This is a genomic window from Burkholderia cepacia GG4, assembly GCF_000292915.1.
Taxonomy (GTDB): domain Bacteria; phylum Pseudomonadota; class Gammaproteobacteria; order Burkholderiales; family Burkholderiaceae; genus Burkholderia; species Burkholderia cepacia_D.
This window is the reverse complement of sequence record NC_018514.1, coordinates 943,496-956,680: the sequence shown is the minus strand read 5'-3', so window position 1 is coordinate 956,680 and position 13,185 is coordinate 943,496. Positions and strand designations below refer to the sequence as shown.

15 protein-coding genes are annotated in these 13,185 nt (G+C 62.7%); all 15 read right to left on the bottom strand.

Annotated elements, in window-relative coordinates:
- Positions 1-2 precede the first annotated feature (2 nt).
- Positions 3-341: a phage tail protein gene (locus GEM_RS20115; RefSeq protein ID WP_014899220.1), complete on the bottom strand. Its 339-nt coding sequence runs from the start codon at positions 339-341 to the stop codon at positions 3-5.
- Positions 341-4,441 (bottom strand): phage tail tape measure protein, encoded by a 4,101-nt coding sequence (locus GEM_RS20110; RefSeq protein ID WP_014899219.1) that lies wholly within the window; start codon positions 4,439-4,441, stop codon positions 341-343. The genes GEM_RS20115 and GEM_RS20110 overlap by 1 nt, the downstream gene beginning before the upstream one ends.
- 13 nt (positions 4,442-4,454) lie before the next feature.
- Positions 4,455-4,733 carry a phage tail assembly protein T gene (locus GEM_RS20105; RefSeq protein ID WP_041490762.1) on the bottom strand — a complete coding sequence of 93 codons (279 nt, stop codon included), beginning with the start codon at positions 4,731-4,733 and terminating at the stop codon, positions 4,455-4,457.
- Positions 4,730-5,194, bottom strand: a complete 465-nt coding sequence (locus GEM_RS20100; RefSeq protein WP_014899217.1) for a phage tail assembly chaperone — start codon at positions 5,192-5,194, stop codon at positions 4,730-4,732. The genes GEM_RS20105 and GEM_RS20100 overlap by 4 nt, the downstream gene beginning before the upstream one ends.
- A 31-nt stretch (positions 5,195-5,225) precedes the next feature.
- Positions 5,226-5,690, bottom strand: a complete 465-nt coding sequence (locus GEM_RS20095) for a phage tail tube protein (protein ID WP_014899216.1) — start codon at positions 5,688-5,690, stop codon at positions 5,226-5,228.
- 57 nt (positions 5,691-5,747) lie between these two features.
- Positions 5,748-6,089, bottom strand: a complete 342-nt coding sequence (locus GEM_RS20090) for a DUF3168 domain-containing protein (protein WP_014899215.1) — start codon at positions 6,087-6,089, stop codon at positions 5,748-5,750.
- Positions 6,086-6,508 (bottom strand): HK97-gp10 family putative phage morphogenesis protein, encoded by a 423-nt coding sequence (locus GEM_RS20085; RefSeq protein ID WP_014899214.1) that lies wholly within the window; start codon positions 6,506-6,508, stop codon positions 6,086-6,088. Before GEM_RS20085 ends, GEM_RS20090 begins: the two co-directional genes overlap by 4 nt.
- Positions 6,501-6,827 carry a phage head closure protein gene (locus GEM_RS20080; protein WP_014899213.1) on the bottom strand — a complete coding sequence of 109 codons (327 nt, stop codon included), beginning with the start codon at positions 6,825-6,827 and terminating at the stop codon, positions 6,501-6,503. The genes GEM_RS20085 and GEM_RS20080 overlap by 8 nt, the downstream gene beginning before the upstream one ends.
- On the bottom strand, positions 6,827-7,393 hold the full coding sequence (locus tag GEM_RS20075; RefSeq protein WP_014899212.1) for a hypothetical protein: 567 nt from the start codon (positions 7,391-7,393) through the stop codon (positions 6,827-6,829). The genes GEM_RS20080 and GEM_RS20075 overlap by 1 nt, the downstream gene beginning before the upstream one ends.
- A 6-nt stretch (positions 7,394-7,399) precedes the next feature.
- A complete protein-coding gene (locus tag GEM_RS20070) occupies positions 7,400-7,585 on the bottom strand; it encodes a hypothetical protein (protein ID WP_014899211.1) in 186 nt (61 codons plus the stop codon).
- Positions 7,586-7,644: 59 nt separating this feature from the next.
- On the bottom strand, positions 7,645-8,952 hold the full coding sequence (locus GEM_RS20065) for a phage major capsid protein (RefSeq protein WP_014899210.1): 1,308 nt from the start codon (positions 8,950-8,952) through the stop codon (positions 7,645-7,647).
- Between the two features lie 102 nt (positions 8,953-9,054).
- A complete protein-coding gene (locus GEM_RS20060) occupies positions 9,055-10,023 on the bottom strand; it encodes a S49 family peptidase (RefSeq protein WP_014899209.1) in 969 nt (322 codons plus the stop codon).
- Positions 10,020-11,279 carry a phage portal protein gene (locus GEM_RS20055; protein WP_014899208.1) on the bottom strand — a complete coding sequence of 420 codons (1,260 nt, stop codon included), beginning with the start codon at positions 11,277-11,279 and terminating at the stop codon, positions 10,020-10,022. Before GEM_RS20055 ends, GEM_RS20060 begins: the two co-directional genes overlap by 4 nt.
- A 4-nt stretch (positions 11,280-11,283) precedes the next feature.
- Entirely contained in the window at positions 11,284-11,469 is a 186-nt protein-coding gene (locus tag GEM_RS20050) for a hypothetical protein (protein ID WP_014899207.1), read from the bottom strand.
- Entirely contained in the window at positions 11,466-13,178 is a 1,713-nt protein-coding gene (locus GEM_RS20045) for a terminase large subunit (protein ID WP_014899206.1), read from the bottom strand. Before GEM_RS20045 ends, GEM_RS20050 begins: the two co-directional genes overlap by 4 nt.
- Positions 13,179-13,185: the final 7 nt, after the last annotated feature.

Sequence of the window (13,185 nt, the reverse complement as noted above, 5' to 3'; positions counted from 1 at the left end):
TCCTACGGTGCGAATGTCTGCTCAAACTGTGCGGTGATCGTGTACACCCTGCCGTCCTTCGTCGGCTCCGTGTACTTCTCACACACAAAACGCGCCTGCGGCCGAAGCGGCGGCGACCAGAAAAACGAAATCGCGCCGGCACGCGCATCGAGGAACGCGAATATCTCCGTGATCTTCGCCGCGCTGCCAACGAACCGGAGGGTGTATGTCGACACCCGGTTATTGAGGCCGTCGGCCGCACGCTGCGTGTACCCGTCGCCAAATTCGGCCTTTCGCACACGCAGCGTCGTGTCGCCGCCGAAACCTTGCACGGTCGGCGACCAGTTAAACGTGTCGATCATCACCCCATCCCGTTTTTCAGTTTCCAGAGCGCCCCACCTTGACGGCTCTCCGTCGCGATCAGCCCCTGCACCAGCTGCGTGAGCTTCTTCACGAATTCCGCGCTCGCCATGACCTGCGACGCGTTGCCAGCCCCTCCGTCGATCGTCACTGGGATATTCAGCGCAACGCCGCTACCCTGACCGCCTAGCACGCCACCGCCGGCCGAGCCGCCGCCAACGAGCCCGCCGTTTGCGAACTTCGCGAAGCCGAGATCCTGTCCGCTGTTGATCGCCTCAAGCAGCCGCAGCATCCCCGGCTTACGCACGGCAGCAGCCTTCACCACGAATTCCTCGTTGGAAAGCCATGCAGGAATGCTGTCGCTCGTCGACGTACCCGGCCCTGTCACACGCCCGCCCGTGGCGAGGTGGAACCCGTAGGCATTGCCACTGCCATCAGCCAATGCATCCGTCAGGCCGCCGCCGAGCCCGCCGAGCAGCGACGACGAGCTGAATCCACCGGCCGCGGACGCGCCGAGCCCGAGCGCCGAGCCAAGCGCGCTAAATACCGGCGCCATCGCGGCCCGCGCAGCGAACCGGGCCAGATCGGCGATCATGCTGTCCACGAGTCCCCGGAAATCCAGCTTCCCGGTTGCCGCGAACGACGCGACGGCATCCTCCAGGTTGCGGAAGGAACTGGTAAACGCCTCCTCCGCCCTGCCGGCAGCGTTCTCCGCTGACTCCTGATACAACGCGACCGCGCGGCTCGCACCAACGCGCCAATCCCGCTGCATCGCGAGCCGTTGATCGAGATAGCTGCGCTCACGCTCGACCTGCTCGACCTCGGCCCGATTTATGCGCTCGATTTCCGCCAGATATTCCGGCGAGCCGAGCGTGCCGTCTTTCCGCGCGCCCTTGGTGAAATCGTCGCGCCGGCGCCGAAACTCGTCGCCGACCCGGCTCATCGCCTCATTCAGCTCACGCGCGTTATCCCCCATCGGCATCGCGGCCAACTCGCGCGCGACCTCGCGCTGACGCTCCGACGCGTAATCGGCCAGCTCCGCATCGATTTGCGCACTGCGCTCCTTCAGCTTGTTGATCGCCTCGTGATAGCGGACCTCCTTTTCGAGCTGCGCCGCGCGGTCGTACGCCGCGCGAATCGCCGCCTGATCACGGACCAGGCTCTTGTCGCCGTCGGTCAACTTCGTGCGCTTGGCGGCCAGATCGGTCAGCTTCTGGTTGAACCCGATACGGTCCTTTTCCGACTGCGTCAGTTTGTCGGTTGCGACCGCCTCGACCCGCAGCTGCGCAATGCGCTGCGCGATGTTGTCGAGCATGCGCTGACTTTCCGACTCGGACCGGGATCCGCCTGACCGGCCCTTGTGCGCCAGCCCCGGCGCGTTGACGCCGATACGCGCGACCTGGCCGGCCGACTCCGATACCGTGTCGTCGAATGCCTTTTTGCCTCGCGCAGCGGCAGCTGCGAGCGCCGCGTCCGCGCTAAATCCGAACTTCTCGAATTTCTTGCTGACGAGATCCGCCTGAAACTCGGCCAGCGCAGCAGCAACGACCATCTGCTGATTCATCAGCGCGAGCTCGCGCGTCAGATTGTCGATGTTCCGACGAGCGCCGGCCTCGACCTTCGCATCCTTGTCCTGGATCGCCTTCTCAAGCGATTTATAGGCGTCCGCTCGGCCTGCGATCAAACCGGCCTGCCGCGCCTCGGCAGTGTTAGCGCCCTTCGTTTTCGATTCGTATTCGGCCCGTTGCTGCGCCGTCATGCCGATGACGTCGGAGGCCTCCTTCAGCTTCTCGACGTATTTGTTCCAGGCCTCGGCCGCCATGCCGCCCGCGAAGAAATTATTCTCCTCAGTGAGCAAGCGAACGCCCTCAGCTGCACCGCGCGCTGCTGCGTCCATCGCGGCGAGCGTGCGCGCACCCTTGTCCGCCGCAGCGCCAGCCGTGTCGATCGCAGACGCGGCCTGCACCAGCTCCGCCCGAAGATCGTCACCGCCCTTCGTCGCGTCGACGAACACTCCGACCAGCCGCGACAGCTCGCGCGACTTCTCGTCGACGCCCAGGTTCTCCGCCTTGACGCGCTTCAGCCCTTCGAGAAACCGATCGAGCGCTGCCTGATCTTCGTCAGTGACGATCGGCGCGCCGTCGCCGAACCCGGGCACGATGACGCTTTGCGACGCCCGTGTCGCAAGGCTGCTGTACGCGTCCGCGACATCACTGCGAGCCGACGCCTGCGCCTGCTTCGCGCGATTGCGCTCAACCTCCTGCAGGAGCGGCGACAGCTGCCGGTACTTTTCGATAATCTGATCGAGCGGCGCCTGCATGTCGACCAGGCTCGACGTCGCGCTGCTCGCATGATCACGGAATACCAACCAGTTGACCGCGGCGCCGAGCGCCACCGTACCGACCGTCGCGATGATGCCCGGCAGCCCCCCCATCACCGACAGCATTCCAGACCCCACCGTGCGCATCAGCGAGCCCGCGCGCGCAGCAGCCGTTTGCGCCACCGCCGCGCGCTCAGTCGCGGCAGCAAGGCCGGCCGTCGCCGCCGTCGCGCCACGCTCGGCGCGCTCGCGGGCCTGCGTTGCCGCAGCCACCTCGCGCTCGGCAACCGCGAGGCCCTTCTCCGTGTCAGCGAGTGCCGCTGCATAACGCGTTTGGTCGACCGTCCCCTTGGCGGCTGCTGCCTCCAACGCGACGCGCCGCTGCTGCGCCAGTGCCAGCGACGCCTCGGCCCGCTCGAGCTCACCCTGCGCTGCCGCAGTCTCGCGTGCGATCACCGCCGCGTAGGGCGTGCCCGCGATACGCGTACCAATCTCCTGACTGTTAGCCAGACTCGACCGGGCAGTCGCGACCTGTGCGACCGCGCTTGCCTCGATTGCGCGCGCCTCGGCAAGCTTCGCCTGCGTGTACTGGATCGAACCGGCCGTCAACGCCGACTGCATCGCGAGGCTTTCCCGCATCGCCCGCATGCCGGCTAGTTCAGCCGCCGCGGCGACCTCGGCCGCCTGCGCGTTCTGCAACTTCGCCGCAGCTGCGTCGCGATCGCTTTGCGCCTTCGTGATCGTCACAAGCGCGGCCGCGTTCTCCGCCTGTGCCTTCGCGATCAGCGCCTGCCGCTCGGCGTTCCACGCGATCGCCGATTTGCTGACGGCGACAGTGGTCTGTGCGAAGTACACGCCGAGCCGACCGGCCGCGAGCGATGCACTGATCGTCACGATCTCATCGAGGTGATCAGCAACGTAGACGACGCTCTGCGCCATCTTCGCGCTGGCACCCGTCGCCTCGTTCGCGTGCCCGACGTAGGCGACGATTTCCGTTTGCAGGCGCGTCATCGCCTGCCCAACGGTCATATCGACCTTTCCGAACAGCGCGTCGGTGCTCGAACCAGCGTTCTTGAGGGCGTCGATCAGGTTCTCGACGGTCAGCTTGCCGTCCTCGGCCAATGCCTTCAGCTCGGACGTGCCCTTTCCCATGCCTCGAGCGATCGCGTCTGCCACGCCCGGCAGCTCCTCGAGCACGCTTTTCAGGTCCTGCCCGCGCAGCTGGCCCGCCGCGAATGCCTGGCCGAGCTGGACGATACCGAGGCGCGCCGTGTCGGCAGAAACGCCAGACAGCGCGACGGCCTTACTGATCGTTTCGACCAGCGGGCCAACTTGCTTGATCGAAAGGCCGAGGTGCCCCGTGTTGTTGGCGATCCGCTGATATAGCTCGGCCGTCGCATCGAGCGGCTGACGCGTCGCCTGCGCGATGCGCAGCACGTCGTTCTGCGCGACCGCGAAATCAATCTGATCGCGCGTAACGATCTTGAGCCGGTTGCTCAGGTTCGTCCATTCATCGGCGTATTCGATGAGCTGGTGCAAGCCGAAGGCCGCGGCCGCAGCCTCGGCATATCCGCGAATTGACCCGCGCGCGGCCTCGATCGCGCGCACTGTCACCTGCACGCTCGCCGCGTTCGACGCGAACGCAGCATCAGCGGTCCGGCCTCCTTCCCGGACCGCGTTGAAATACCCGCTAGCAGTCGACCCGAGCTGCTGCATGCGCCGGTCGTACTGGGTTGTATTCGCGGTTACGCTGACGATCAGCTCGCGCAGACTCGTTGCCATATTTCCCTTCCGCCTACTTTGCCAAGCTCATTAGACCTGCGAAGAATGGATCATCCTCGACCACCTGAGCATCTTCCGGAACGCCGCGCCAGTTCGGCATCATGTCGGCAACCTTCACCTTTGCGCCCTGTGCCTGGAACACCGCCGATGCCACCATCGCGGCGTGCAGGTCGTAGCGGTCATCGCTGATCGGCGACTCGGCATCCAGCGCCTGCCACAATGCAAACTCGGCGGACGACATTTGCGCGCGCAGCTCGGCAAGCGTCTTGCCGAGCCGCAGCGCCAGCGTCAGTTCGAGCCGGAGATCGGGGTTTCGGCGGAAGGCTTTTTTCCTTCGTCCTCCGGGTCGAAGTTGAGCTTGCCGATCTCGATCGCCTTGCTGACGATGCGATCGTGAGCGACGCCGTACACCGTCGCTACAGCCTCCGCGTCACCGTCCTTGAACTCGCGCTGCCACCCCTCCGCCGACTCGGTGAACAGCACCCGCACGAACAGACGGGCATACGCCATTTGGTGAACTTCCTGACCGAGCTTTTCGTATTTCGCGCGGGCTGTCTCTTCGTCGTCACCCACTTCGACACCGGCAGCCAGGCGAAGCGGTTCGAGCCAGAACGCGCGATCACCGAGCAGCGGCTCGCGCACCGCGACGGTGACATCACCCCATTCGGGCATCGGCACCAGTTCGTGCCGCCAGCCGGCCAGCGGGTTGAGGATTGCAGCGCGCAGCGCACCAGGATTTACCTTGATGTTCATTTTTCTATTCCTTCGTGATTCGCGAAATGGATCAACCTGCCGGCGGCGCCGGCGGCGGAACTTCCTTCGGCGAGCCGCTGACGCGCACGCTGTAGGTCGACGTCACGATGCCGTCGACGCCAGCCGACCACGTGTACTGCCGCACCATGCCGACGAACAGGAATTTCGATCCGTTCCGGAACGTCACGCGGAAAACGCGCTTTTCACCGGTCCCACGCGCAGCACGGAGAATCAACTGGCCTTCGTCGTCGGACGAGTAGTTCCCATCGACGGAGAATTCGCCCGGATCGGGCAAGCCCAGCTCGTATTCCTTTTCGTCGCTTGCGAGCGTGGTCGAATCGATTTCGGACGACTGGCCGCCCTGCCACTGGATCGTCTTGCTGGTAGTGTTCAGATCGACGAAGGTGAGCGTGTTGCCGTCGAGATCCGTCGAGACGGTTTTCGAAACCTCGACCTTCGTACCCTGCGACTTGATGCGCTTGCTTTTCTCTGCCATATGCCCCTCAAATGAAAAAGGCCCGCACTTGGCGGGCCACACACACTTCCGATTCCGTCAAAACTGCACGGAGATTTCGAGGCTCACCCGGAAATCCCCGGAATCGCTCGAGTAGTCGTCGGGCAGTTCATCGACGGCGCCAACCGAAAATTCGTCTCTCGACGAAGCCCGCTCGATTACCTGGTCAGCGAGCGCATCAGCCTCGGTGTACGTGCTCGCATAGGCATCGATCTGAAATACCCCAGACTTGCCACCCGTCGCCCCGCCAATTGCGATATCCCGCGCACCGCTTACGCGTGACACCACGTAGTACGGAGATTTCGCATTGGTCGCGACACTGACATAGCCCGTCGCATCACCTAGCTTCCCGATTGCATTACGGATGACGAGCGCGCTCAACTGGCACCTCCGATCACCGCATCGATCGCCCGAGCGATCTCCGTGCGAATCGCCCCCTCCGCCTGGGCGATCGAGGCGTCGAACGCAGGCCGCACGAAGGGCTGCGCCCTCATATGCTGCGTGCCGAGCTCGACGAAACGCCAGTGAAACGCGTTGGTCGGCGAGCCGCCCTTACCCTTCGTACGCACTCGCACACCAGCAGTCGCCAAACCCAGCGCATCTTTCTGGCGCAGCGCGGCCGACACGATGTTTCGGCGCAGCCTCCCGGTTTTCTTCGGCGCCCGTGCGCGGGCCTCGTCCCGGATCACCTTTGCGCCGGCCACGGTCGCACGCCTGAGCGCCTTCGTCGTCTGCGCCTTCGCCAGCTTCACGAAGCCGGCCTGCAGGTCGGCCAGCCCAAGAATTTGCACGCTAGACATATTTCTCCCCCACTTTCACGGACAGGTCGAGATAGCCACGCTTGCACGCCGGCAGCACCGCCGTGATGTCATACAGCCTGCCGTCGTAACGCACGCGCATCCGCTCGTCGATACCAGATCGATAGCGGATGCGCATGCTGGCGACTGTGGAGCCTCGAATCGCCCCGGAGACCACGTGTTCCTTTCCGTTCACGAACAGCACGTCGGCCCACGGACGCGAATGCACGACCCATGCACCGGGCAGCGGCTCACCGTTCTCGTTTTCTTCGCCGCTCGGCCGCTCGATGACGATTCGTTCTTTCAGCTTCCCGGCTTTCATCAAAACCTCGGTGGAACGGTAATTGAGTCGAGCAGCAGGTCCGCGTAACCGTCGGGCATCTGTACGATTGACTGACCGTCGGTGAAAAGCTCTCGATGGTCATAGGCCCATGCCGCCGCAAGCAGCATCCAAGACCGCACCGACGGATGCTTGTCGACGTCGATACCCGCTTGGTACGTGATGGTCACAGCGTGCGCATTCGGCCAGTGAGCGGCGCCAAGCGGAGCGCAGAGCGTTTCTCGTCCCAGTTGGACAACTTCATACACACTCGGGTCGAGAGTCGACGCAACACCTGTCGAGTCGCGCGCTTCGATGCTGTCAACGCCCACCACTTGCCCGACGGACAACGAGAATTCGCCGGTCGGGAAACCCGCTAGGCGTTCGACGTAGCGCGCTTTCCGGATAGCAGCGCCAGACTTCCTCTCGGCCGCCTGGCGTGCACCTGGAATCACGATGCGCTGGACGTACTCTCGTTCGCCGTCGTCATCGATTCGACACTGGATCGCGACGTCCTCGAAGGTAAGCGGCTCCACGTCGTCCAGATATTCGACGAGAACAGCAGTCATCTCGGATTACCCCTTTGCCGCAGCGGCCTTGCCTGTATCGACCTTCTGCGAGGCTTTCGCCTCCTTCGGCTCCGGCGCGGACGCGTCCGCGATTCCCGCATCGACGAGCCGGTCTGCGTGCTCGTCCTCGAACCCCGCGACGTCGCCGGGCGTGTACTGCGCGTAATGCCGTTTGAACTTGATCACCTTCATGTAATTCTCCGAAATTCGACCCGCCCACCAACAGACGGACCGCACGGTTAACGATTCGCTTACGCGCCCCAGGCCACGCCGGCCAGCACGGAAATCGACTCGACGTGACGCGGGCCGAAGTCGTTCTTCGCGATCACGCGGATCAGCGTCTGGTCGCGCTGGAATGCACTGATCATGTTGCCGTCGGCGTCCTTGTAGGTCGCCTCCTTGCTGTAGTCGATTTCCAGCGTTTCTTCTTCGCCAATGAACACGTCTCCGAAGTCGGTGAAGTAGATCTCCGACTCGTTCGCACCTTCGCCGAGATTGATCGGCACCTGCGTCGTCTTGCCAACCGGGTAGCCCTTCAGCATGCCGCTCGCGAGCTCCGAATAGACCTTGTTGCCGTTCCCGTCGCGCAGACCTTCGAGGAAACGGAACGTCCGCGGGGCCATGATCCAGCCCGGCTGAGTGAGGTTGGCATCCGCGTTCTCGAGCGCGAGAATGGCTTTGCCGAGATCCGTTTCGATCTTCTGCAGCGTCGAGCCATCGCTCGCCTTGATGACGTTGCCAGGAATCGCCCAAAAGCGCAGACCCTTCGGGGTGTTCGCCGTACCATCGTCGCGAATGAAAGCCTTGTCTTCGCGCGCGCCGATCGCGGCTGTCAGGTCGCCGACCACGATCTGATCGACGTTCGGGTTCACGCCGGCGTACTTGATCAGATCGTTTGCGATCGGCACCAGCGCGGCCATCTTCTTCGCCGTGAGCTTCAGATCGTCGAACTGTTGTTGCGTCGTCGGGATGTCGGTGTCGGCGCCGATGTAGCCGACGATCGCGCCGCCCTTCAGGCGCGGGATGGTGATGTTGCCGTTCGAGAGCGGCAGCGTACGAGCGCCGAGCTTCCGGACAACCGACTTCGGGCGCAGCAGTTCGATCACCTCGCTCGACAGGTTCTCGGGCACCAGGACACCGCCCGCGCCCGGCGAAAGGGTGTTCAGCGACATGGCGACGTCCTCGCCGAAGCCGCGCTCGATTGCAATCTTCGACGCGAGCTGCGCGTCGCCGCGCGCTGCAGCGAGCGCGCGAACCATGCGCGCCATCTTCGCGCCCTTCACTTCCGGCGCTTTCGGTTGCGCCGGCATGGTCGCACCAGCGGGTGCAGCGACAGCGGCCGGCGTCGGGTCGACCGGCACTGCCGCTGCTGCGGCCATACGTTCCGCGGCTTCCGCGCGCTCGATTTGCGCAGTCAGATCGTTGAATTTCGAACTGAGCTGATCGAATTCGGCTTGCTGCTCGGCCGACAGTGCGGTACCGCCCAACTCGATCTGAGCCAGCGCCTGAACGCGCTGGTTGATGGCTGCGCGTTCGCGGCGGAGTTCATTGATATTCACTACCCTTCTCCTAAAAAAAATGCCACCCGAAGGTGGCAGTGCTCAACTGAGACGCGAACGCGCTCTGATGTTGATCGTGGAAATCCGATTTTTTGTGACTGGTTACATCATGGATTGCATGTTCATTGCCGCCGCACGTGCCGATACGCTGCGTCGGGCGATGCCGCTCTGACGCTCGGCTCGCGATGCACGCACTTCGGCAGCAATCCGGTTGATTGCGGCCTGCGGCGTCTCGATGCTGTCCGCCAGCCCGGCGTCGACACCTTGCTGCCCGAAGAAGATACCCGCCTGCGTGTCCCTCACCGCCTGCGTGCTCATGCCACGGAAGTTCGCGATCGCGTCGACAAACTGCTTGTAGCTGTTTTGCACCATGTCTTTAAGAAACTGCAGCGACTGGTCGCTCAGCGGCTCATGCGGCGTGAGGTCGTTCTTGTGATTGCCGGCGAATACCGACGTCACCTTCACCCCCTGCTGCTCATCGCGCTTAGAGACATCGAGGTGGTTCGCGATCACGCCGATCGAACCCACGCCCGACGTGCGACTGACGATCACGTTCGACGCCGCCGCGGCAATCAAATAGCCCCCCGAAAATGCCGAGAAATTTACGATTGCCGTGATCGGCTTGACCAGCGATGCAGCGCGAATGTCGTCTGCCAGCTCAAACGCACCGGTTGCGCTGCCGCCGTTGCTGTCGACGTCAAGGACGATATGTTCGACTGCCGGATCCGCAGCCGCCTGATTCACGGAAGTACGCAAACCCTCGTAGCTGGTCATCGGCTCGCACGCATTCATGTGCGCCGAACGGGACACCAGGATTCCCGACACCGGAATGATGTCCATACCGGTATCAGCCACCAAGGCACGGCGACGTTCCGACGCCGCAGCCATCTGAGCACCACTGTCGAACTCGTCGTCCTCCATGATCTTCGGCTGCGCGCCGTTCATGGTCAGGTTGACGATGTTCAGGTTGAGAGCCTGATTCGCCCACTGCACCGCGAGCGCCATCATCGGGTCCGTGACGAGCTGCGACTGGTTGAAAATCAGACTTGCAAGTCTGAGGTGCGGTTTCAAGATAGGATCCTCTCAATTTCGCCGATTTGGGCTTTCGTTGGCTCGGTCTTCCCGGCCGCTACTTGCTGCGGCTTCGACGCGTCGACCATGTTCATCGGACTCAGGTAGATGTCGCCACCCTTGACCGGCGGCATGTTTTCGAGCCGGCGAATATCGTTGATCGAAAGCCAGCCCCACTGCCGCCCGACCGCATAAGCGGCATAGCGCGACGACTGATCGCCTCGCAGCAGCCCCGAAAGGTTGTATTCGATGAAGTACTGCTTCCGTTCGGACGGCAGCAGCAGATCGCGCGTCTTCGCCTGCTCGTGCCGCTTGACCCATGGCAACAGGGTGTAGATGACGAACTGAAGCGACTGATGCTCGATGTTGCTGAACGTGGCGCGTTCCAGCTCGTTCACCATGTGAGCCGGGATCTTGTAGATTCGCGCGATATCGAGTGAGGAAAGACGAAGCGCATCAATCAGCGCTGCGTCGACGTTCGTCATCGACAACGGCCTGAACGTCATACCCTCCTGCAGCAACGCGACCTTCTTCGCGTTCCCGGATCCACCGAATTTCGCATTCCAACCGTCCGTGATTCGATCCACGCTGGCCTGATCCTTCAGCGCCGGAGCATCCTTCGGCCGCTCGATCACGCCCGACAGGGCCGTGCCATTCATGAATGACTTCCCGGCGTACTGCTGGATCGCCTGCGCATGTCCGATTGCGTTCGCGTGAAGCATGACCGGCGACAGCCCGGTATAGCCGTTGATCGACATCCAGCGAACGTGATGCACCAACCGCTGCGGCATCGGATCGCCCCCGTAGACACGATAGACCGGCATGAGGTCGGAACCCTTCATTACCGTCATTGCCTCGTTATCCAGCGGATACAGCCCGAGAATCACGCCGTCCTGATCGCGATCGATGAAGCTGTAGCTGTTGCCGCGAAGGCCGACAGCAACCTGCGACTGCTCCTGATACTCGAACGGCGTCTGCCACGGATTCGGCTGGTATTTCAGGATCGAATACAGCGGATGGTCAGTCGCCGGCTTCCTGTCGTCGCCCGAACGCTCATACAGCTCGATCGGCAGTTGAGCGATGCTCTCCGACAGCAGCGTGACGCAGTTTTGCAGGACCGTCAGCGAGAGCGCGCTCACGGGCGTAACGACCTGACCAGCTTCTGATCGCGCGCTTCCCAACAGCGCCGACAACCAACCGCCAGAACTCGTTTGGGTTTGACCGGAATTGGACAGCAATTGCCTACTGAAGAACATCGGGCTACTCCTTCGGCTGCCCGACTCGCTGCGCACGAGCCGCTGCCATATCCGCCAAGAGCGCCCACAACAGAAGCAGGACACCCGCGACAATCAGGCCGATCGGCAGGCTGATCAGCACCACCCCCGTGACCAGCAGCGCAAACCCGAGCAGGCCGGCCACCCAGGCCGCAATAGCAATTGATTTCAAACACCCACTCCTTGATCGTAGATCGACTCAGAATTGACTCGATCGGCCAGCATGGCTCGACCTATCGCCATGATCAGCGCCACCGCGCCGTCGATTTTGTTGTCGTTGCCCTGCTTGATCGGGCGCACCACGTCATCGTTGCCCGGCAGATTCTTTCCGATCACGTTGCTAATGCACCAGGTCATGATCGGGTTGCCGTCGTGATGAAACCGGCCCGACGTAATCGCCGCCTCGAGCTCCTTCATCGGGTCCGACATGTTCGTGTAGTTCTGCACGATCGTGACTGGCGTCAGCCCTTCGTCTTCGAGCTGATGCGAGAGGTTCGTCGCGCCGTGCGGGTCCAGTGGCGTGCATTGCACCGGGCATATCCGGTTCGCGTCCTTTGCCTCTTCGAGAATGTCGCGATAGTCAATCTCCGCGCCATCCGTTTCGAGCAGAAAGCCCTGATTGACCCACGCCTGATACCGCTCCGCCATACGGCGGTTCTCGGTATTGCGCACCGTGTCTTCGGGAACCCAGAATCTCGGCGCAACGCAGAAGTAATGCCGCCTCCCGTCAATGTCGCGCCAAAAAAGGCGAGCCATGCTGTTCAAGTCGAGCTTGCGCGCCATATCGAGCGCGAGCACGCTGTCTTGCCCCTCGAACTGTTCAAGCGTCAGCGAGCGGTCCTCGCACGCCTTCAAGTCTTCGAGGTTGAAATAGCCCGCCTTGGCCGAGGTCCACACGTTCAAGTGCTTCGTCTTGAACGTGTTTGTGAAGCGTGCCGACTTGATCGCGCGCTGCTGCTGGCTCTCCAGATACTCCTGATAGACCGAGATTCCGATATTCGGATTGGCCTTCGCCAGCACGTGCGGATCGGTCCAATCATCCCCTTCGTCGATCGTCCAGATCCAGCCGAAAAGCTCGTCGTCGGGAACCGTCCCCTCGAGCATTTCGATCACCTGCCGGCGCTTGTCGAAACACGGGCCTTCGATGTTCGCGCCTGCCGTCGTGATGATGAACATGAGCGGCTGACGACGCGCGCCCATACCGGTCAGCATCGTTTCGTACAGTGCGGCGCTATCGTGCTCGTGATACTCGTCCACGATTGCGCACGAAGGCGAAGCGCCATCGCCGGGGTTGCCGATGATCGGCTCGAATCGACTCCCGTCCGCCGGCTTGTTCATGTTCGAGGCGTTGACCTCGATTCCAGCCGAATCGACCAGCATCGGCGAGCGCTTGACCATCAATTGAGCTGGGCGAAAAACTTCCCACGCCTGCTTTTCCGACGTCGCGCCCGAATAAACCTCCGCGCCAAACTCGTCATCGAGCACGAACATCCCGATACCGACGCCGGCCGCGATCACCGATTTGCCGTTCTTTCTCGGCACCTCCCAGTAGCTCTCGCGAAACCGGCGCTTGCCGGTGCGCTTGTTGACCCATCCGAAAGTCGCCATCAGGCCGAACTTCTGCCAAGGCTCAAGCGTTACCAGTTGCCCCTTGAACGCCCACTCGCCCTTCGTGTGCGGCAGCAGTTCAACGAGCGCGAGCTTTCGCTCAGCGGCTTCCGGATCGAACTTCCACCGGAAATCCTTCTTTCGGCTCGCCGCAAGGTCGTCAAGGTGGCGCTTGCAAGCGAGTTGCACATACCGGCAAGCGACGCGCTTGCCACGAACGACTTCTCGCGCGAACTTGAGCCCCTGCTCTACGCGCGGGAAATTCGTCGCCATGTCTTCC

Bases quoted from the DNA above. Each gene is read 5' to 3' on its own strand.
- GEM_RS20095 (WP_014899216.1), bottom strand. From the start codon at position 5,690: ATGGCAGAGAAAAGCAAGCGCATCAAGTCGCAGGGTACGAAGGTCGAG.
- GEM_RS20110 (WP_014899219.1), bottom strand. From the start codon at position 4,441: ATGGCAACGAGTCTGCGCGAGCTGATCGTCAGCGTAACCGCGAATACA.
- GEM_RS20055 (WP_014899208.1), bottom strand. From the start codon at position 11,279: ATGTTCTTCAGTAGGCAATTGCTGTCCAATTCCGGTCAAACCCAAACG.
- GEM_RS20115 (WP_014899220.1), bottom strand. From the start codon at position 341: ATGATCGACACGTTTAACTGGTCGCCGACCGTGCAAGGTTTCGGCGGC.
- GEM_RS20080 (WP_014899213.1), bottom strand. From the start codon at position 6,827: ATGAAAGCCGGGAAGCTGAAAGAACGAATCGTCATCGAGCGGCCGAGC.
- GEM_RS20070 (WP_014899211.1), bottom strand. From the start codon at position 7,585: ATGAAGGTGATCAAGTTCAAACGGCATTACGCGCAGTACACGCCCGGC.
- GEM_RS20085 (WP_014899214.1), bottom strand. From the start codon at position 6,508: ATGTCTAGCGTGCAAATTCTTGGGCTGGCCGACCTGCAGGCCGGCTTC.
- GEM_RS20075 (WP_014899212.1), bottom strand. From the start codon at position 7,393: ATGACTGCTGTTCTCGTCGAATATCTGGACGACGTGGAGCCGCTTACC.
- GEM_RS20045 (WP_014899206.1), bottom strand. From the start codon at position 13,178: ATGGCGACGAATTTCCCGCGCGTAGAGCAGGGGCTCAAGTTCGCGCGA.
- GEM_RS20100 (WP_014899217.1), bottom strand. From the start codon at position 5,194: ATGAACATCAAGGTAAATCCTGGTGCGCTGCGCGCTGCAATCCTCAAC.